This window comes from Micromonospora sp. WMMD987, from assembly GCF_029581435.1.
In the GTDB taxonomy this organism is placed as follows: domain Bacteria; phylum Actinomycetota; class Actinomycetes; order Mycobacteriales; family Micromonosporaceae; genus Micromonospora; species Micromonospora rifamycinica.
Genome location: NZ_CP120861.1, coordinates 4,448,724 through 4,470,293, shown reverse-complemented (window position 1 = coordinate 4,470,293; position 21,570 = coordinate 4,448,724). Strand labels below are relative to the sequence as shown.

General features: G+C 74.9%; 7 protein-coding genes. All 7 read left to right on the top strand.

Going from position 1 to position 21,570, the window contains the following annotated elements; translation table 11 throughout:
* Nucleotide 1 precedes the first annotated feature (1 nt).
* The 7 genes from O7612_RS18820 (at nt 2) to O7612_RS18790 (ending at nt 21,564) form a co-directional block, all read left to right on the top strand.
* Nucleotides 2-874 (top strand): sugar phosphate isomerase/epimerase family protein, encoded by an 873-nt coding sequence (locus tag O7612_RS18820; RefSeq protein WP_282266046.1) that lies wholly within the window; start codon nt 2-4, stop codon nt 872-874.
* Between the two features lie 158 nt (nt 875-1,032).
* The gene (locus O7612_RS18815) at nt 1,033-2,118 is read left to right on the top strand and encodes a cellulose binding domain-containing protein (RefSeq protein ID WP_282266045.1); all 1,086 of its coding nucleotides are present in this window, start codon (nt 1,033-1,035) and stop codon (nt 2,116-2,118) included.
* A gap of 353 nt (nt 2,119-2,471) precedes the next feature.
* Nucleotides 2,472-3,455, top strand: a complete 984-nt coding sequence (locus O7612_RS18810) for a Gfo/Idh/MocA family oxidoreductase (protein WP_282266044.1) — start codon at nt 2,472-2,474, stop codon at nt 3,453-3,455.
* Entirely contained in the window at nt 3,452-4,411 is a 960-nt protein-coding gene (locus O7612_RS18805) for a Gfo/Idh/MocA family oxidoreductase (RefSeq protein ID WP_282266043.1), read from the top strand. The genes O7612_RS18810 and O7612_RS18805 overlap by 4 nt, the downstream gene beginning before the upstream one ends.
* Nucleotides 4,412-4,543: 132 nt before the next feature.
* Nucleotides 4,544-4,759: a DUF5988 family protein gene (locus O7612_RS18800; protein ID WP_282266042.1), complete on the top strand. Its 216-nt coding sequence runs from the start codon at nt 4,544-4,546 to the stop codon at nt 4,757-4,759.
* A gap of 40 nt (nt 4,760-4,799) precedes the next feature.
* Nucleotides 4,800-5,993, top strand: coding sequence for a cytochrome P450 (locus O7612_RS18795; protein ID WP_282266041.1), 1,194 nt, complete (start codon nt 4,800-4,802; stop codon nt 5,991-5,993).
* Between the two features lie 40 nt (nt 5,994-6,033).
* Complete coding sequence (locus tag O7612_RS18790) at nt 6,034-21,564, top strand: type I polyketide synthase (RefSeq protein WP_282266039.1); 15,531 nt, start codon at nt 6,034-6,036, stop codon at nt 21,562-21,564.
* The last annotated feature ends 6 nt before the right edge of the window (nt 21,565-21,570 follow it).

Sequence of the window (21,570 nt, the reverse complement as noted above, 5' to 3'; positions counted from 1 at the left end):
GGTGTACGCCATCGGCGTCAACCCCTGGGTGTGGGCCTCGCCCGTCGACGACGAGGCCCTCGCCGAGCTGGTCCCGCGGATCGCGTCGTTCGGCTTCGACGCGGTCGAACTGCCGATCGAACAGCCCGGCGACTGGGATCCGGTCCGTACCCGGGACCTGTTGGCCGCGCACGGCCTGGCCGCGGCCGGTGTCTGCGCGGTCACCCCGCCGGGGCGGGACCTGGTGGACGCCGCGCCGGAGGTGGTGGCGTCGACCGTGGCGTACCTCGGCGGGTGCGTGGCGGCCGCGGCGGCCGTCGGCGCCCCCTGCGTCGGCGGCCCGGTGTACGCCTCGGTCGGCCGTACCTGGCGGATGTCGCCGTCGGCGCGGGCGGCCTGCTACGCGGAGTTCCGCCGGGCGTTGACCCCGGTGGCCGAGCAGGCCGGCGAGCAGGGCGTCAGCATCGGGGTCGAGGCGCTGAACCGCTACGAGACGAGCGTGGTCAACACCGTCGCGCAGACGGTCGAGCTGATCGACGGGCTGCCGGCCAGCGTCGGCATCATGATCGACACGTATCACATGAACATCGAGGAGTCCGATCCGTACGCGGCGCTCGCCGCCGCCGGACCGCACATCAAGCACGTCCAGGTCAGCGGCACCCACCGGGGGGCACCCGGGGCGGACCACTTCGACTGGCCGCGCTTCTTCGCCGTGCTGGGGGAGACCGGCTACCGGGGTGCGGTCTGCATCGAGTCGTTCACGGCGGAGAACGAGACCATCGCGACCGCCGCGGCCATCTGGCGTCCGTTGGCCCCGTCGCAGGACCGGCTCGCCACGGACGGCCTGCGTTACCTGCGGAAGGTCACCACGGGTCCGCCGGTCGTGGGCGGCTGAGGCGCTCCGCCCGGGTGCGCGGGGGTGGTGGACCCGGGCGGGCACCGGCAGTCCTGCCGCCGGCAGGACTGCCGGTGGTGCCTTGACAGGAAGGTCACACCGCAGGACAGTCATCTTTAATATTGACGTTTAACGATATTATCTGGGCGGGGTGTGTCATGAGGAAATCGCTGACGGCCGTCGTCATGGCCGCCGTCGTCGCCGTGACCGGGCTGGTCGCCGTGGGCACGCATGCCGGCGCGGCCAGCGCGGCGGCCGGCTGCCGGGTGAACTACGTCGTCAGCAGCCAGTGGACCGGTGGCTTCAGCACCGACATCGCGGTCACCAACCTGGGCGAACCCGTCGACGGATGGACGCTGCGGTTCGCCTTCCCCGCCGTCGACCAGCTGCTCGGGCAGACCTGGAGCGCCACCTGGAGCCAGACGGGCCGGGAGGTCAGCGCGACCAACCTGGGCTGGAACGCGAAACTGGGCACCAACGGCACGGTGAACATCGGCTTCGTCGGCAGCTGGTTCGGCAGCAACCCGGTGCCCGCCGCGTTCACCCTCAACGGGGTCGCCTGCACCGGCGGCGTCCAGCCCAGTGTGACGCCGACCCGGACGCCGACGCCGACGCCGCCGGTCGCCGACTACCCGGCGATCGTCACGTGGCTCAGCCCGGCCGCCGGTGCGGTCTACACCGCGCCGGGTCCGGTCCCGCTGGCGGCGACCGCGACGGTGGGCGGCGGCCACAGCATCACCTCGGTGTCGTTCCGGGTGAACGGCGTCACGGTGGCACCGGGGGTCAGGACGGCCGGTGACCGGTACGAGGCGCAGTGGACCGCGCCGGTCGGTGCGCCCGGGACCAGCACCACCTTCGTGCTGAACGTCTCCGCCGGCACCGACCAGTCGCTGTCCGGCGGGGCGCCGCCCCGGCTGATCACGGTGGTGACGCCCCCGTCCACCGGCGGCAACACGCCCCCGGCGGTGGCGCTGAGCATCCCCGGTGGGCAGACGTACTTCCTCGAACCGACGACGGTCACGCTGGTGGCCGACGCCACCGACGCCGACCCCGCAGACGTGATCAACCGGGCCGAGCTGTACCTCGGCGCGACCCGGGTGGCCACGACGGCGACCAACAGCGGGCAGCGCTACCAGTTCACGGTGGACCTGGCGGCCGCCACGTCGTCGGTCTACACCGTCCGGGTCTACGACGCCCACGGGGGCGTCGGCATCTCCAACCCGCTGAACCTGGTCGTCCGGTAGGTCCCTGCGGCGGCCGGCACGTCCGGCCGCCGGTCCGGTGCGAGGACGGTCGCCACCCCGGCCGGTCCGCGACCGGTCGCTCGACGGCGGGCGGCACGCGAACGCGTGCCGCCCGCCGTCGTGTCCGCCCGGGTGCGGCGACGACCGCCCCGGGGATTCCCGGGGCGGGCTGGTCCGGGGCCGCTTTCCAGGGCGGTGACACCGTCGGGACGAAACCGGCGAAACGGTCACCGGACCGAACTACCCACGTTGGTTATGGCCCCTGACCAGCGCGGTGGGCGAGTCTAACCAGGCATAGATCCGTGCCTGTGAGTTCCGTGGGTCCGGCAGCGGGAGGAAGGTCTGGACTTGCCATGCGACAGCTTGAGGTGGCTCTGATCGGTGCGGGCCTCATCGCCCGCTTCCATCTGGACGCGTGGATCGGCGCCGGGGCGGCTGTCCGGGTGTACTCCCACGACGGCCGGGCCGCCGAGCTGGCGCGCGAGTTCGGGGCGCGGGCCGTCGACTCGCTGGACGAGGCGCTGGACGGCGCGGACGCCGTGGACATCTGCACCCCGACCGGCACCCACCGCGACATCGCCCTGGCCGCGATGGCCCGTGGCGTGGGCGTGGTGTGCGAGAAGCCGCTGGCCGCCACCACCGCCGAGGCCGAGGAGATCGTCGACGCGTCGGAGCGCGCCGGGGTACGTCTCTACCCCGCCCACGACGTGCGGTTCGCCCCGGCGTTCGCCCGGCTGTACGACGTGGTGTCCTCCGGGGGCATCGGCCGGGGCACGGTCGCCCGGTTCCAGTTCTCCGCGTACCACCCGAGGCCCTGGACGGCGTCGGTGCCGGCCCGGTCCGGTGGAATCCTGACCGACCAGCTCCTGCACGGCGCGGACCTGGCGTACTGGGTGTTCGGTGAGGTCGTCCGGGTGTACGCCCGCTACCAGGGTGAGATCGCCGCACCCGCCCCGCAGGGACAGGTGGCGACCGGAACCGTCGTGCTCACCCATGCCAGCGGCGCGCTCAGCCAGGTCGTGAGCCGGTGGACGGCCACGCCGAAGCCCCCCGTCCGGGTGGCGTTCCACGTCTCGGGCACCGGCGGCAGCGTGAGCTACGACTCCGAGTGGCCCCAGGAGGTCCGGGTGGCCGACGGCGAGGCCGGTGGCTTCGGCTACGCCGGGACATCGGTGTTCGCCACCGAGATGCGTGAGTTCGCCCAGGCCTTCCTGGGTGGCCCCGAACCGCGACTGGGTGCCCGGGACGCGCTGGCCGCGGTCCGTATCACCCAGGCTGCGGCGGAGTCCGCCTGGACCGGCCGTGCCGTGGAACTGCCTGTGAAGGGAGCCGCATGAGAGTCGCCGTCCTGTCCCTCGCGCACGAGCGCGCCGAGGTCTACGCCCGGCTGCTGCACGACCTGCCCGACGTCGAGCTGCTCATCGCCGACCCCGACGGTGCGCCCGACGACCAGGCGCGGGCCCGCGACCTCGCCGGGGAACTCGGGGTGCCCTACCTCGACGACTGGGACGAGGTGCTGCCCTGGCGGCCGAACGCCGTCGTGGTCACCAGCGCCGTCGACCGCCGTCGGGAGATCGTCGAACGGATGGCCGAGGCGGAGGCGTTCGTGCTGTGCGAACAGCCGCTGGCGCTCAGCGAGCGGGACGTCAAGGAGATGGTGGACGCCTGCGACATGGCGGGCGTCCGGCTCACCCTCGCGTCCCCGGCCTGCTACGGCGAGGCGTTCGCGGCCGTCCGCCGGGGGATCGCCGACGGCGCGGTCGGCACCCTGACCACCATCCACGGCGTGCACCACACTCCGCTGGCGGCCGACACGACCGTCGGAGCCCTCGCCGCCAACGCCCCGTACCTGCTCGACCTGGTGGACATGGTGCTCGGCGGGGTACCGGCCGAGCAGGTCTACGCACAGGCGAACGACGTGTCCGGTGGCGGCCAGGGCGTGGAGAGCGCCGCGGTGCTCACCGTCACGTACCGCAACGGGGTGGTCGCCACCCTCGACTGCAGCGGGAGCCAGGCGGCGGCCGGACCCAGCCTGACCCTGATCGGGGACCGGGCCAGTGTGGAGTACGACGCCGCCCCCCGGCTGCTCGGCGGCTTCGACGCCGCCACCGGCGGTGAACGGCGGGAGCCGGGCGGGGAGGACCGGAATCCGCTGATGCTCCGGGAATTCCTCGACACGGTCGACACCGGTAAGGGGACCGGCCCCGACGGCGAGGTCGGGCTCCGCACGCAGCGCATCATCCAGGCCGCCTACGAATCACTACGCACCAGGCAGCCCGTCGACATCGGATGACGACATCGGCCCGGCCGAAACCTGGAACCGGACCTGTCGATCACGTTTCGTGAGAATGGCGCCGACCTTGTCGGTGCGGGAATCGCGCGCCCAGGTTCCAGGCGGAACGACCCGGCGAAAGTGGGAGATCAGATGAGTGTCACGCAGGTGGAAGTCGTCCTCAGCGGCGGACCGGTCGACTTGTCGTCGGCGCACCGCAGCGTCCCCGAGTCGGCGCTGGGGCAAATACTCAAGATCCGGCACGGGGCCGGTTACGAGCATTTCGTCCACGAGGGCGAGTACCAAACGGTGAACGGGGCCGAGGTGGCGGTCTTCCGCTGGACCGGCCGCACGAAGATCGCCGAATAGCACACCGCCCACCCACCATTTTCCGAGGGAGAAGGAATCCATGACCGACCCCATTTCCTTCGAAGTGCCGTGGGCGCGGACCGACAAGTTCGATCCACCGGCGATCTTCGACGAACTGCGGGAGCAGCGTCCGCTCGCCCGGATGCGCTACCCCGACGGGCACGTCGGCTGGATCGTCTCCAGCTACGAACTGGTGCGGGAGGTCCTCAGCGACCCACGCTTCAGCCACAGCTGCGAGGTCGGGCACTTCCCGGTGACCCACCAGGGGCAGGTGATCCCGACCCACCCGTTGATCCCCGGGATGTTCATCCACATGGACCCCCCGGAGCACACCCGCTACCGCCGGCTGCTGACCGGCGAGTTCACCGTCCGCCGGACGAACCGGTTGACGCCGCACGTCGAGGCCGTCGCCGCCGAACAGATCGAGGTCATGCGGGCGCACGGGGCACCCGCCGACCTGGTCAAGACCTTCGCCCAGCCGTTGGTGCTGCGGGTGCTGGCCGAGCTGGTCGGCCTGCCGTACGAGGAACGCGACCGCTACCTGAACGCGGTGATCCTGCTGCACGATGCGGAGGCCGACCCGGCGGAGGCCGCCGCCGCGTACGCCGAGGCGGGGGCGTTCTTCGACGAGGTCGTCGAGCGACGTCGCCGGCAGCCCCGGGAGGACCTGATCAGCACCCTGGTCGCCGACCGGGAGCTGACCGGGGAAGAGGTGCGCAACATCATCACGCTGCTGCTGTTCGCGGGCTACGAGACCACCGAGAGCGCGCTGGCCGTCGGCGTGTTCGCCCTGCTGCACCACCCGGAACAGCTGGCCCTGCTCCGGGCGGAACCCGGGCGGCTCGACGCCACGATCGAGGAGCTCCTGCGCTACCTCACCGTGAACCAGTACCACACCTACCGCACCGCGTTGGAGGACCTCAAGCTGCACGGCGAGCTGATCCGCAAGGGGGACACCGTCACGGTGTCGTTGCCGGCGGCCAACCGCGACCCGGCCAAGTTCCCGTGCCCCGCGAAGCTGGACATCGACCGGGAGACCTCGGGGCACGTGGCGTTCGGCTTCGGCATCCACCAGTGCCTCGGTCAGAACCTCGCCCGCGTCGAACTGCGTACCGGACTGTCGGCGCTGCTGGCGGCCTTCCCCGACCTGAGCCTGGCCATCCCGGCCGACGAGGTGCCGCTGCGCCTGCAGGGATCCGTCTTCGCGGTGCAGCACCTCCCCGTCCGTTGGTGAGCGTCCCGCTCCGCTAATCCTCGAAAGGACCTGCGACGCCGTGCGCACCGACCTCATCAGGCCTCTGCCCGTCACGCTCCAGGAGAACGCGGCCCGGTTCCCCGGCAAGGTGGCCTTCGAGGACGACCGGCGGGCGGTGACGTACCGCGAACTCGAGGCGCGGACCCGGCGGCTCGCCGGACACCTGGCGGGCCTCGGCGTCCGCACCGGCGACCGGGTGGCCATCTGGTTGCGTCAGTCGGTGGCCACGGTGGAGAGCTACCTCGCGATCGTGCGGGCCGGCGGCGTCGGGGTGCCGCTCAACCCCGCCTCGGCCCAGGCCGAGCTGGAGTACCTGCTGTCCGACAGCGGCGCCACGGTGGTCGTCACCGACGCCGCCCTGGCCGGGCGGCTCCGGTCGATGCCGCACCTGACGGTGCTGGTGACCGGCGTGGACGTGCCGGCCGGCATGCTGTCCTACGACGCGCTCGCCGACACCGAACCGGACCAGCCGGCCGGCGACGCCCTCGGCCTCGACGACGTGGCCTGGATGTTCTACACGTCGGGGACGACCGGTCGCCCCAAGGGCGTGCTGTCGACGCAGCGCAACTGCCTCTGGTCGGTCGCCTCCTGCTACGTGCCGATCCCCGGGCTGACCGACCGGGACCGGGTGCTCTGGCCGCTCCCGCTGTTCCACAGCCTCTCGCACATCGCCTGCGTGCTGTCCGTCACCGTGGTCGGGGCCACCGCCCGGATCATGGACGGCAGCTCCGCGCCGGACGTGCTCCGGATGCTCCGGCAGCAGGAGTCGACCTTCCTGGCCGGCGTGCCCACCACCTACCAGCACCTGGTGACGGCGGCCCGGCAGCACGGCTTCACGGCACCCAGCCTGCGGATCGGCCTGGCCGGGGGCGCGGTCCTCGGGGCCGGGCTGCGCCGGGAGTTCGAGGAGACCTTCGGGGTGCCGCTGGTCGACGCGTACGGCAGCACCGAGACGTGCGGGGCGATCACCATCAACCCGCCCGACGGCCGGCGGGTCGACGGATCCTGCGGCCTGCCCGTGCCCGGCGTCGGGGTGCGCGTCGTCGACCCCGACACCGGGCTGGACCTGCCCGCCGGGGCCGAGGGGGAGGTGTGGGTCCAGGGGCCGAACGTCATGGTCGGCTACCACGACAGCCCGGAGGCGACCGCCGAGGCGCTGCGCGACGGCTGGTTCCGCACCGGTGACCTGGCCCGCCGGGACGACGACGGGTACTTCACCATCTGCGGCCGGCGCAAGGAGCTGATCATCCGCGGTGGGGAGAACATCCACCCCACCGAGGTGGAGGCGGTGCTGCGGACCGTCCCCGGGATCGCCGACGTCGCCGTGGCGGGCGTACCGCACGACACGCTCGGCGAGGTGCCGGTCGCCTACGTGATCCCCGACGGGACCGGGTTCGACGTCCAGGCCCTGCTGGCCCGGTGCCGCGAGCAGCTCTCCGCCTACAAGGTGCCCGCCGAGGTCCGCGAGGTCATCCGGATCCCCCGGACCGCCTCCGGCAAGGTGCAGCGGCGGCTGCTGGCCGACCAGCCCGGCCGGGTGGTGTACGCGGCGACCGAACACCACGACGCGCTGACCACCCTCACCGAGCCCGATCCCGCCGTCACGGCGACCCTGCGGCGGCGGCTGTCGGCCCTCGACGAACCCGCTCAGCTCGCCCTGCTGACCGACCTGGTGCGGACCCGGGCCGCCGCGGTGACCGGCCAGCCCGGACCCGGGTCGGTCCCGGCGGACCGGGCGTTGCGTGACCTGGGGTTCACCTCGTTGGCCATCGTCGAGCTGCGCAACCGGTTGACGGCGGACACCGGGCTGCCGCTGCCCACCAGTGTGGTCTTCGACCACCCGACGGCACGGGCACTGGCCGACCGGCTGCGGGCCGGGATCCTGGGCGTCGATCCGACGGCCGACGAGCCGACGCCGGTCGCCGACCCCGACGAGCCCATCGCCATCGTGGGCATGGCCTGCCGGTTGCCCGGTGGGGTGACCGGACCGCAGGAGCTGTGGGACCTGGTGGCCGCCGGGGTCGACGCGGTCAGCGAGTTCCCCACCGACCGGGGCTGGGACCTCGACCGGCTCTTCGACCCGGACCCGGACCGCACGGGCACCTCGTACACCCGGCACGGTGGCTTCCTGCCCGACGCCGGGATGTTCGACGCGGGGTTCTTCGGCATCTCGCCGCGTGAGGCGCTGGCCATGGACCCGCAGCAGCGGCTGCTGCTGGAAACCTCGTGGGAGGCGCTGGAGCGGGCCGGCATCGACGCGTCGGCGTACCGGGGCGCCGACGTCGGCGTGTTCACCGGTGTCTTCGGGCACGGCTACGGCAGCGGTGCCGACGTGCCGGAGCTGGAGGGCTTCACCACCACCGGGTCGGCCGCCAGTGTGGCGTCGGGCCGGGTGTCCTACGTGTTCGGCTTCGAGGGGCCGGCGATCACCGTGGACACCGCCTGCTCGTCGTCGTTGGTGGCGGTGCACCTCGCCGCCCAGGCGCTGCGCCAGGGCGAGTGCTCCCTGGCCCTGGCCGGCGGCGCGACGGTGATGGCGACCCCCGACACCTTCGTGGAGTTCTCCCGGCAGCGGGCGCTCGCCCCGGACGGCCGGTGCAAGGCGTACGCCGCCGCCGCCGACGGCACCGGCTGGGCCGAGGGCGCGGGCGTGCTCGTCCTGGAGCGGCTGTCGGTGGCCCGCGAGCGCGGCCACCGGGTGCTGGCCGTGGTGCGGGGCAGCGCGGTGAACCAGGACGGCGCGTCCAACGGGCTGACCGCGCCGAACGGCCTGGCGCAGCGGCGGGTGATCCGCCGGGCACTGGCCAACGCCGGCCTGACGGCGGCCGAGGTGGACGCCGTGGAGGGCCACGGCACGGGGACCACGCTGGGCGACCCGATCGAGGTGCAGGCGTTGCTGGCCACCTACGGCCAGGGCCGGGACGCCGACCGGCCGCTGTGGCTGGGGTCGCTGAAGTCGAACATCGGGCACACCCAGGCGGCGGCCGGGGTGGCCGGGGTGATCAAGATGGTGCAGGCGCTGCGGCACGGGGTGCTGCCGGCGACGCTGCACGTCGACGCCCCGGCCGTGGGGGTGGACTGGGCCGCCGGTGCGGTGGAGCTGTTGACCCGGCCCCGGGAGTGGACCGCCGTCGGTCGGCCCCGCCGGGCCGGGGTGTCGTCGTTCGGGGTGAGCGGGACGAACGCGCACGTGATCCTGGAGGAGGCGCCCGCCGAGCCGGCCTCCGCCGAGCCGGCCTCCGCCGAGCCGGCCTCCGCCGAGCCGGCCTCCGCCGAGCCGGCCTCCGCCGAGCCGGCCTCCGCCGAGCCGGCCTCCGCCGAGGCGCTTCCACCGGTGGTGCCGCTGGTGGTGTCGGCGCGCGGCGCGGTGGCGCTGGCCGGTCAGGCGGGCCGGCTGGCCGCGTTCGTCGAGCGCTCCGGCGTGCCGTTGGCCGGGGTGGCCGGCGCGCTGGTGACGCAGCGGGCGGTGTGGGACGAGCGGGCCGTGGTGGTGGCGGACTCGGTCGCCGGGGCGTCGGCCGCGCTGGGCGCGCTGTCCCGGGGCGAGCAGGCGGCGGGTGTGGTGACCGGCGTCGCGGAGGCCGTGGGCCGGATGGTGTGGGTGTTCCCGGGCCAGGGCACGCAGTGGGTCGGCATGGGGCGGGAACTGCTCGACACGTCACCGGTCTTCGCGCGGCGGGTGGAGCAGTGCGCGGTCGCGCTGGAGCCGTGGATCGACTGGCCCCTGCTGGACGTGTTGCGGGGGGTCGCCGACCCGGAGCTGACCGAGCGGGTCGACGTGCTGCAACCGGCGTCGTTCGCGGTGATGGTGGGCCTGGCGGCGGTGTGGTCGTCGGTGGGGGTACGGCCGGACGCGGTGGTGGGCCACTCGCAGGGCGAGATCGCGGCGGCCTGCGTGGCCGGTGCGTTGTCGCTGGAGGACGCGGCGCGGGTGGTGGCGCTGCGCAGCCGGGCCATCGCCTCGACGTTGTCGGGCCACGGCGGCATGGCGTCCGTCGCGGCGGGCGAGGACGAGGTGACGACGCACCTCACGCCGTGGGCGGGCCGGGTGGAGGTCGCCGCGGTCAACGGCCCGTCGTCGGTGGTGATCGCCGGTGAGGTCACGGCGTTGGACGAGGCGTCGGCGGCGCTGGCGGACCGGGGTGTGCGGGTACGGCGGGTGGCGGTGGACTACGCCTCGCACACCCGGCACGTGGCGGACGTCGAGGCAACGCTGGCCGAGGTGCTGGCGCCGGTCGAGGCCCGTACGCCGGTGGTGCCCTTCTACTCCTGCGTGACCGGTGGATGGGTCCGCGACGCCGGGGTGGTCGACGGCGGGTACTGGTACCGGAACCTGCGTGCCCAGGTGCGGTTCGGTCCGGCCGTCGCGGCCCTGGTCGACCAGGGGTACGGCGTCTTCGTCGAGGTGAGCGCCCATCCGGTGCTGGTCCAGCCGATCAGCGAACTGGTGGCCGACACCGACGTTTTGGTGACCGGCACGCTGCGGCGGGACGACGGCGGCCCGCGGCGGCTGCTGACCTCGATGGCCGAGCTGTTCGTCCGGGGGGTGGCGGTCGACTGGGCCGCGCTGGTCCCGCCGCCGCCCGGCGGGGTCGACCTGCCGACCTACGCGTTCGACCACCGGCACTACTGGCTGCGGTCGACGCCGACCGCGACGGACGCGACCTCGCTGGGTCAGGCGACCACCGAACACCCGTTGCTCGGCGCGGTGGTGAGCCTGCCGGGTCCGGCCGGGTTCGCGGCCACCTCGCGGTGGTCGTCGCGGTCGCTTCCGTGGCTGCCCGGGCAGCGCGGACCGGCCACCGTCCCGGTGCCGAACGCCGCCCTGGTCGAGGTTGCCGTCCGGCTCGGTGACCTGGCCGGCACCCCCGCCCTCGACACGCTGACCGTCGACGCGCCCGTGCTGCTGCCGGCGCGCGGCGGCCGGGACATCCGGGCCGTGGTCGGTGGACCCGACGACACCCGACGGCGGTCCGTGGAGATCTACTCCCGGGAACCGGACGCCCCGTTCGACGCGCCGTGGATCCGCCACGCGCACGGCACCCTCGCGCCCGCCGCCGCGGCGGCGACCCACCCGGTGCCCGACGTCGCCGCCGAGGTCGGCCTGGACGAGGAGACGGAACGCGACGCCGAGCGTTACGGGCTGCACCCCGCCCTGCTCGACGCGGCCGTCCGGGGCGTGCTGCCCGAGGGCACACAGCCGACCGGGTGGACCGGGGTGACACTGCTGGCGTCGGGGGCCACCGCCGTCCAGGTGCGGCCGGGACCGACCTCGTCGCGGGGGACCGCGCTGACGCTGACCGACGCCGCCGGACGACCCGTGCTGACCGTGGACGCGGTCCTCGGCACCGCCGCGCCCACCGCCGCCGCCGGTACGCTGCCGCCCGACGCCCTGTTCCGGGTCGAGTGGGCCGCCCTGCCGCTGCCGTCGGTGGACCGTGCCGTCGACATCGTGGCCGTCACGACCGGTGAGGACGTCGCCACGGCCGCGGCGACCCCACCGGACGTCCTGTGCTACCAGGCGGTCACCGGGGATCCCCGCACGGCGCTCGACGCCGCGCTGGCGCTGCTGCAGTCCTGGCTCGCCGAACCGGACCTGGCCGACACCCGGCTGGTCGTGGTGACCGGTGACCACACCGCGCTGGACGCCGCGGCGGTGTGGGGCCTGGTCCGGTCGGCGCAGTCGGAACACCCGGGCCGGATCGTGCTGGTCGACCTCGACGACGCGTCCCGGTCCGCGCTGCCGGCGGTGCTGCGCACCGGCGAGCCGCAGGTGCGGGTGCGCGCCGGCGTCGCCGAGGTGCCGCGGCTGGCCCGGTTCACCCCCGACGGGTCGACGCCGGGCCGCCCGCTCGACCCCGACGGCACCGTGCTGGTCACCGGCGGCACCGGCACGCTGGGTGCCACCACCGCCCGCCACCTGGTCACCGCGCACGGCGTCCGGCACCTGCTCCTGCTCAGCCGCCGGGGGCACGCCCCGGAGCTGCACGACGAGCTGACCGCGCTGGGGGCGTCGGTCCGGATCGTCGCCTGCGACGCGGCGGACCGGGCACAGCTCCAGGCCGTGCTGGCGACGGTGCCGGCCGAGCACCCGCTGACCGCCGTGGTGCACACCGCCGGGGTCCTCGACGACGGGGTGCTCACCGAGCTGCGCCCGGAACGGGTCGACACCGTGCTGCGGCCGAAGCTGGACGCCGCGCGGCACCTGGACGAACTCACCCGGGACCTGGACCTCGCCGCGTTCGTGCTGTTCTCCTCCGCGGCCGGCGTCCTGGGCAACCCGGGGCAGGCCAACTACGCCGCCGCCAACGCCTGCCTGGACGCGCTCGCCCGGCAGCGGCACCGGCTCGGCCTGCCCGCCGTCTCCCTGGCCTGGGGCTACTGGGCGCAGGCCAGCGCGATGACCCGGCACCTGGGGACGGCCGACCTGAGCCGCCACCGGCGCACCGGGATGACCGGGCTGGCCGCCACCGAGGGGATGGCGCTGCTGGACGCCGCCCTCGGCGTCGCCGACGCCCTGGTCGCGGCGAAGCTCGACCTGGCCACCGTGCGGCGGGCCGCCGCGGCCGGTGACCCGGTGCCGCCGCTGCTGCGCGCGCTGGCCCCGGCGCCCCGGCCGAGGGCCGGCGGTGCCGCCGCGGCCGTCCCGTTGGCCGAGCGCCTCGCCGGACTCACCGAGGCCGCGCAGACCGAGCTGCTGCTCGACCTGGTACGCGGGCACGCCGCCGCGGTGCTCGGGCACACCGGCGTGGACGCCGTGCACCCCGGTCGCAGCTTCAAGGACGCCGGCTTCGACTCGTTGACCGCGGTGGAGCTGCGCAACCGGCTGGCCACCGCGACCGGGCTCACGCTGTCCCCGGCGATGGTCTTCGACTACCCGAAACCCGTGGCGCTCGCCGGGCACCTGCGCGCCCGGCTGGTCGGCGGGACGGCGACCTCCCCGGCCGGCTCCGCGAACCCCGCCCCGACGACCGACGAGCCGATCGCGATCGTGGCGATGGCCTGCCGCTTCCCGGCGGGTGTGCACAGCCCGGAGGACCTGTGGCGGGTGGTGGCCGACGGGGTCGACGCGGTCACCGAGTTCCCCGCCGACCGGGGGTGGGACACCGACGGGCTCTACCACGAGGATCCGCACCACCCCGGCACCTCGTACGTGCGCCACGGCGCGTTCCTCGACGACGCCGCCGGCTTCGACGCGGCCTTCTTCGGCATCTCCCCGAACGAGGCGCTGGCGATGGACCCGCAGCAGCGCCTGCTGCTGGAAACCTCGTGGGAGGTGTTCGAGCGGGCCGCGATCGACCCGACCACGCTGGCCGGGCAGGAGGTCGGCGTCTTCGTCGGGGTCAACAGCCACGACTACGACACCCGCACCCTGCGGGCGGCCGGCACCGAGGGTTTCCGCCTCACCGGAAGTTCGGGCAGCGTCGTCTCCGGCCGGGTGTCCTACCTGTTCGGTTTCGAGGGTCCGGCCCTCACCGTCGACACCGCCTGCTCCTCCTCGCTGGTGGCGTTGCACCTGGCGGCGCAGGCGCTGCGTCGGGGCGAGTGCACGATGGCCCTGGCCGGGGGCGTGATGGTGATGGGTACCGTCGAGACGTTCGTCGAGTTCTCCCGGCAGGGTGGGCTCGCGCCCGACGGCCGGTGCAAGGCGTTCGCCGACGGCGCGGACGGCACCGGCTGGTCCGAGGGCGTGGGGCTGCTGCTGGTGGAGCGGCTGTCGGAGGCCCGTCGCCGGGGCCACCAGGTGCTCGCCCTGGTGCGCGGGTCGGCGGTGAACCAGGACGGCGCGTCGAACGGGCTGACCGCCCCGAACGGTCCGTCGCAGCAGCGGGTCATCCTGCGGGCGCTGGCCGACGCCGGCCTGCGCACCGCCGACGTGGACGCCGTGGAGGCGCACGGCACCGGCACCACCCTCGGCGACCCGATCGAGGCGGAGGCGCTGCTCGCCACGTACGGCCAGGACCGGCCGGCCGACCGGCCACTGTGGCTCGGGTCGGTGAAGTCGAACATCGGGCACACCCAGGCCGCGGCGGGCGTCGCGGGCGTGCTCAAGATGGTGCTGGCGATGCGGCACGGGGTGCTGCCCCGGACGCTGCACGTCGACCGCCCGTCGGCCAACGTGGACTGGTCCTCGGGCGCGGTGGAGCTGCTGACCGAGGCGCGCGACTGGCCGGACACCGGCCGGCCCCGCCGGGCCGCCGTGTCGTCCTTCGGTATCGGCGGCACCAACGCGCACGTCATCCTCGAAGCGGCCCCCGAGCGGGCGGTGACCGACCCACCGGAGCCGGAGCCGACCGGTTTCCCGGTCCCGGTCGTCGTCTCGGCGCGGACCGCCGCCGGGCTGCGCGGCCAGGCGGGCCGGCTCGCCCGGTTCCTCGCCGACCGGCCCGACGTCCGGCTCGCCGACGCCGCCCACGCCCTCGCCACCACCCGCGCCCACCTCGACCACCGCGCGGTCGTGCTCGCGGCCGACCGGGAGCTGGCCGGCGCGGACCTCGACGCCCTCGGCCGGGGCGAGCCGGCCCCCGGGACGGTCACCGGCACCGCCGCCCCGGGCAAACTGGCCGTCCTGTTCACCGGCCAGGGCAGCCAGTGGGCCGGCATGGGACGCGACCTCGCCGCGACCTTCCCGGTCTTCGCTGCCGCGTTCGACGCCGCCTGCGCCGCCGTGGACCGGCACCTGGGCGGGCACGTACCGCGCCCGCTGCGCGACGTGGTGTTCGCGGCCGACGGCGGGCCGCTCGACCAGACCGTCTACACGCAGGGCGCGCTGTTCGCCCTGGAGACCGCGCTGTTCCGGCTGGTGGGGTCCTGGGGGGTACGACCCGACCTGCTCGCCGGCCACTCGGTCGGGGAGATCACCGCCGCCCACGTCGCCGGGGTGCTGGACCTGGACGACGCGGCGAGGTTGGTCGCCGCCCGGGGCCGGCTGATGCAGGACCTGCCCACCGGCGGCGCGATGGTCGCCGTCCAGGCGACCGAGGCCGAGGTCGCGCCGCTGCTCACCCGGGCCGACGGCGTGGTGTGCGTCGCGGCGGTCAACGGCCCCGACGCGGTGGTGCTCTCCGGTGACGGGGACGCGGTGCTCGCCGTCGCCGCCGAGCTGGCCGGTCGTGGCCGCAAGACCCGCCGGCTGCCGGTCAGCCACGCCTTCCACTCGCCGCTGATGACGCCGATGCTCGACGAGTTCCACGCGGTGCTGGCGGAGCTGTCGTTCCGGCCGGCCGCCCTGCCGGTGGTGTCCACGCTGACCGGCGCGCTGGTCGGGGACGACCGGCTCGGCACCCCGGAGTACTGGGTCGACCAGGCGCGCGGCGCGGTCCGGTTCGGCGACGCGGTCACCGCATTGCACGGGCACGGCGCGACGACCTTCCTGGAACTGGGTCCGGGCGGGGCGCTCGCCGCGATGGCGCTGGCCACCCTCGGCGTGCCGGAGGAGAGCTGCCTCGCCGTGCTGCGCAAGGACGGCGCGGAGGCCGCCGACCTGGTGAGCGTGGTCGCGGCCCTGCACGTGCGGGGCGTACCGGTCGACTGGACCGGGCTGCTGGGCCGGCGTACCACCGGACTCGGGACCGAACTGCCCACCTACGCGTTCCAGCACCAGCGGTACTGGGCCGAGCCCGACGACACCGGCACCGGGGACGCGGCGGCGCTCGGCGTCACCAGCGCCGGACACCCGCTGCTCGGCACCGTGGTCGAGGTGCCCGGCACCGGCGGCCTGGTGCTCACCGGCCGGCTGTCACCGCGGACCCCGGGACTGCTTCCCGGCCCGTCCTCCCGGGTGCCGGTCGCCGCGCTGCTGGAGATGCTGGTCCGGGCCGGTGACGAGGTCGGCTGCGGCGGCCTCGAACGGTTCGTCGTCGAAGCGCCCCTGACAGTCGGGGAGGCCGGGGCCACCCTGGTCCGGGTGACCGTGGACGGTCCCGGCCCGGACGGACGCCGGGGTGTCGCCGTGCACGGCCGTCCCGACGACGACGGGACCGGGCGGTGGACCCGCCACGCCCGCGCCGTGCTGGTGCCCGGTATCCCGCAACCCGCCTTCGACCTGCGGGACGGCGCGGACACCGAGCTCAGCCTCCCGGGCGACCTGACCGGCCAGGCCACCGCGTTCACCCTCCACCCGCTGCTGGTCGACGCCGCGCTGCGGACGCTGGCCGGCGACGGGCAGCGGGACGTCGCGACCTGCCGGGGCATGGCGGTGTACGCGCAGGGCGCCGCCGTGGTGCGGGTCCGCACGACGGCGACGCCGGACGGCGGCCACCTGCTGGAGCTGGCGGACGCCGCGGGTGGACCCGTCGCGTCGATCGGCCCGCTGACCCTCGACGCCGCCGTCGTCGAGCCGGCGACGCCCGACGGTGACCGGCCGGCGTCGCCGCTGACCCGTCGCGTGGTGGTCCAGGGCGGGGCGACCGGTGCGGCGCTGCCGGACCGGCTGGCCGGGCTGGCCGTCGCCGACCAGCTCCGGATGGTGCTGGACCTGGTCCGGGAGAGCACCGCCGTGGTCCTCGGCCACCGGGACTCCGACGCGTTCGACGAGGGGCAGGCCTTCAAGAGCCTCGGCTTCGACTCGTTGAGCGCGGTCAAGCTCCGTAACCGGCTCCAGGACTTCACCGGTGTACGGCTGCCCAGCACCCTGGTCTTCGACTACCCGACGCCGGCGGTCCTCGCCGCCCACCTGCGGGCCGAACTGCTCGGCGAAAGCCGGGAACCGTCCACCGTGGCCGGGGCGGTCGCCTCCGACGAGCCGATCGCGATCGTCGCGATGAGCGTCCGGCTGCCCGGCGGCGCGGACACCCCCGAGGAGCTGTGGAACCTGGTCCGGGAACGGCGCGACGCGGTCGCCGGTTTCCCGGTCGACCGGGGCTGGGACCTCGACGGGCTCTACCACCCGGACCCGGCGCACCCGGGCACCAGCTACACCCGGATGGGCGGGTTCCTGTACGACGCCGCCCAGTTCGACGGCACGTTGTTCGGCATCTCGCCCCGCGAGGCCCTGGCGATGGATCCGCAGCAGCGGCTGCTGCTGGAGACCTCCTGGGAGGTGCTGGAGCGGGCCGGCATCGACCCGCTGTCGGTCAAGGGCAGCGACATCGGGGTCTTCACCGGGATCGTCCACCACGACTACGTCACCCGGCTGCACCGGGTGCCCGAGGACGTGCAGGGCTACCTGATGACTGGGGCGGCGGCCAGTGTGGCCTCCGGGCGGGTGGCGTACGTGTTCGGCCTGGAGGGGCCGGCGGTCACCCTGGACACCGCCTGCTCCTCCTCGCTGGTGGCGATGCACCTGGCCGCCCAGGCGCTGCGGCAGGGCGAGTGCTCGATGGCGCTGGCCGGGGGCGCGACGGTGATGTCCAGCCCGGACGCCTTCCTGGAGTTCTCCCGGCAGCGCGGGCTGTCCGCCGACGGCCGCTGCAAGGCGTACGCCGACGACGCCGACGGCACCGGCTGGTCCGAGGGGGTCGGGGTGCTGCTGCTGGAGCGGCTGTCGGTGGCCCGGGAACGCGGGCATCCGGTGCTGGCGCTGCTGCGCGGCAGCGCGGTGAACCAGGACGGGGCGTCCAACGGGTTGACCGCGCCGAACGGTCCGTCGCAGCAGCGGGTGATCCGCAGTGCGCTGGCCAACGCCGGTCTGACGCCGGACGAGGTGGACGCCGTGGAGGGCCACGGCACGGGCACCGCGCTGGGCGACCCGATCGAGGCGCAGGCGTTGCTGGCCACCTACGGCCAGGGCCGGGATCCGGAGCGTCCGCTGTGGCTGGGGTCGTTGAAGTCGAACGTCGGGCACACCCAGGCCGCCGCCGGGGTGGCCGGGGTGGTCAAGATGGTGCAGGCGCTGCGGCATGAGGTGCTGCCCGCCACCCTGCACGTGGACACCCCCACCACCCAGGTCGACTGGTCGGCCGGCGCGGTCCGGGTGCTGACCGAGGCCCGGGACTGGCCGCGCGGCGCGCGGCCGCGCCGGGCCGCCGTCTCCTCCTTCGGGGCCAGCGGGACGAACGCCCACGTGATCCTGGAGGAGGCGCCGGCCGTCGACGCCCCGGCACCGGCTGACCGGCAGGTCGCCCCCGACGGTGTGGCCGACCAGCAGGTCGCCCCCGCCGGTGTGGTGCCGCTGGTCGTGTCGGCGGGCAGCCCGGGCGCGCTGGCCGGGCAGGCCGGCCGGCTGGCCTCCTTCCTCCGCGACGGCGACGGCGGCGCGGCGTCGCTGGCCGGGGTGGCCGGTGCGCTGCTGGCGGGCCGGGCGAAGCTCGGCCGGCGGGCCGTGGTGGTGGCCGGGACCGACGCCGAGGCGCTCGCCGGGCTCGGCGCGCTGACCCGGGGCGAGAACGACCCCGGCCTGGTCACCGGCACCGTCGACCTGCCCGGCAGGCTGGTGTGGGTGTTCCCCGGCCAGGGCTGGCAGTGGGTCGGCATGGGCCGGGAGCTGCTGGACACCTCGCCGGTCTTCGCCGCCCGGATCGCCGAGTGCGCCGCCGCGCTGGAGCCGTGGACCGACTGGTCGCTGTCCGCCGTGCTGCGCGGCGAGACCTCCGCCGACCTGCTGGAACGGGTCGACGTGCTGCAACCGGCGGGTTTCGCCGTGATGGTGGGCCTGGCGGCGGTGTGGTCCTCGGTCGGGGTACGACCGGACGCGGTGCTCGGGCACTCGCAGGGTGAGATCGCCGCCGCCTGCGTGGCCGGCGCGCTGTCGTTGCCGGACGCGGCCCGGGTGGTGGCGCTGCGCAGCCAGGCCATCGCCGGGAAGCTGTCCGGACGCGGCGGCATGGCGTCGGTCGCTCTGGCCGAGCAGGACGTGCTCGGGCGGTTGGCGTCCTGGGCGGGCCGGATCGAGGTGGCCGCGGTCAACAGCCCGTCCTCGGTGGTGGTCGCCGGTGACGCCGACGCGCTGGACGAGGCCCTGGAGTTCCTGTCCGGCCAGGGGGTACGGGTCCGGCGGGTGGCCGTCGACTACGCCTCCCACAGCTGGCACGTGGAGGACATCCGGCAGACGCTCGCCGACGTGCTGACCGGGATCGACGCCCGGACGCCGGAGATTCCGTTCTACTCGACCGTCACCGGCGACTGGATCCGCGACGCCGGGATCGTCGACGGCGACTACTGGTACCGGAACCTGCGCAGTCAGGTCGGCTTCGGCCCGGCGGTGGCGGACCTGGTCGCCCAGGGGCACGGCGTGTTCGTGGAACTCAGCGCGCACCCGGTGCTGGTGCAGCCGATCACCGAGATCACCGACGGGCTGGTGGTCGGGACGCTCCGCCGCGACGACGGCGGCCCGCGGCGGCTGCTGACCTCGATGGCCGAGCTGTTCGTGCGGGGGGTGGCCGTCGACTGGTCCACCCTGCTGCCGCCCGTCCCGGCCCGGGTGGAGCTGCCCACGTACGCCTTCGACCACCGGCACTACTGGCTGCACGAGGCCGACCAGGACACCGACGGGGCCGACCCGGCCGACGGCGCGGACGCCGACTTCTGGGCCGCGTTGGAGCGTCCCGACCTGGACTCCCTCGCCGAGTTGCTGGACGTCGCCTCGACCGACCAGCGCGGCGCCCTGGACACCGTCGCGCCCGTGCTGGCCGACTGGCGGCGCAGGCGTCGGGCGATGTCGACCGCCGAGAAGCTGCGTTACCAGGTGACCTGGCAGCCACTGGACCGGGAGGCGGCCGGGGTGCCGGCCGGGCGGTGGCTCGTCGTGGTGCCGGCGGGCCAGCGGGCCGACGCGCTCCTCACCGAGCTGGCCGGACAGGGCCTCGACACCACCCTGCTGGAGGTCGACGCACCGGACCGCACCCGGGAGCGGCTCGGTGGCCGGCTGGCCACCGTGCCGGCCGGGGACGACCTGGCCGGCGTGCTGTCCCTGCTCGCCCTGGAACCCGGGAGCCCGACCGAGGTCGCGGCGGCGACCCTCGCCCTGGTGCAGGCCCTCGGCGACCGGGGCGTCACCGCGCCGCTGTGGTGCCTGACCCGGGGCGCGGTGAACATCGGCATCCAGGACGCCGTCACCGCACCGGCCCAGGCCGCGCTCTGGGGTCTCGGCCGGGCCGTCGCGCTGGAACGCCCGGACCGCTGGGGCGGCCTGGTCGACCTGCCCGCGTCCACCGATCCCCGCACGGCCCAGTCCCTGCTCGGGGTGCTGAACGCCGCCGACGAGGACCAGCTCGCGATCCGCCGCTCCGGCACCTACCGCCGCCGGCTGGTCCGCAAGCCCGTCCCGGAGCCGGTGGCCGGCGCACGTTGGCAGCCCCACGGCACGGTCCTGGTGACCGGCGGGGCGGAGGGCCTCGGCCGGCATGCCGCGGCCTGGCTCGCGCAGGCCGGCGTGGACCGGCTGATCGTCACCACCACCGCGCACGCGCCCGCCGACAGCGTGGCGGAACTCCGCGCCGAACTGACCGGGCTCGGTCTGTCCACGGTGGTGGAGTCCTGCGCCGACGCCGACCGCGACGCGATCGCCGCGCTGGTGGCCGCGACAGCGCCGGAGCAGCCGGTCACCGCCGTGGTGCACGCCGCCGACGTCACCCAGACCAGTTCCGTCGACGACACCGGGGAGCGGGACCTCGCCGGGGTGTTCGCCGCGAAGGTGGACACCGCGGTGTGGCTGGACGAGCTGTTCCGGGACACCCCGCTCGACGCGTTCGTGGTGTTCTCCTCGATCGCGGCGGTCTGGGGCGGCGGCGGCCAGGGGCCGTCCGGTGCGGCGAACGCCGTCCTCGACGCCCTCATCGAGTGGCGTCGGGCCCGGGGCCTGCGGGCGACGTCGATCGGGTGGGGCGCGCTGGACCAGATCGGGGTGGGCATGGACGAGGCCGCCCTGGCCCAGCTGCGGCGTCGGGGCGTGCTGCCGATGCCCCCGGCGGTGGCGGTGACCGCCATGGTCCAGGCGGTCGCCGGCAACGAGCGGTCCGTGACGGTGGCCGACATGGACTGGGCCGCCTTCATCCCGGCGTTCACCTCCGTGCGACCCAGCCCGCTCTTCGCGGACCTGCCCGAGGCGAAGGCCGCCCTGGCGGCGTCGCAACCCGGCGACGGCGACGGCGACACCGCCGCCTCGCTGGCCGACTCGCTGCGCGGGGTCACCGACAGCGAACAGCAGCGGATCCTGCTGCGGCTGGTGCGGGGGCACGCCTCGACGGTGCTGGGGCACGGCGGCGCCGAGGGCATCGGGCCGCGGCAGCCGTTCCAGGAGGTCGGCTTCGACTCGCTGGCCGCGGTCAACCTCCGCAACAGCCTGCACGCGGCCACCGGGCTGCGCCTGCCCGCCACGCTGATCTTCGACTACCCCACCCCGGAGGCGCTGGTCGGATACCTGCGCGCCGAACTCCTCCGGGAACCCGAGGACGACCTGGCGGGCCGCGAGGACGACCTGCGGCGGGTCCTCGCGTCCGTGCCGATCGCCCGGTTCAAGGAGGCGGGCGTGCTGGAGACCCTGCTGGGCCTGGCAGATGTGGACACCACCGTGCCGTCCGCCGGCCCGCCCCCGGCGGCCGACGACGGGGAACTGATCGACGCCCTGGACATCGCCGGTCTCGTCCAGCGTGCCCTGGGCACGACGAGCTGACCATCG

Excerpts from the sequence above, each read along its gene's own strand:
- O7612_RS18815 (WP_282266045.1), top strand. The coding sequence starts at position 1,033 with ATGAGGAAATCGCTGACGGCCGTCGTCATGGCCGCCGTCGTCGCCGTG.
- O7612_RS18810 (WP_282266044.1), top strand. The coding sequence starts at position 2,472 with ATGCGACAGCTTGAGGTGGCTCTGATCGGTGCGGGCCTCATCGCCCGC.
- O7612_RS18805 (WP_282266043.1), top strand. The coding sequence starts at position 3,452 with ATGAGAGTCGCCGTCCTGTCCCTCGCGCACGAGCGCGCCGAGGTCTAC.
- O7612_RS18800 (WP_282266042.1), top strand. The coding sequence starts at position 4,544 with ATGAGTGTCACGCAGGTGGAAGTCGTCCTCAGCGGCGGACCGGTCGAC.
- O7612_RS18795 (WP_282266041.1), top strand. The coding sequence starts at position 4,800 with ATGACCGACCCCATTTCCTTCGAAGTGCCGTGGGCGCGGACCGACAAG.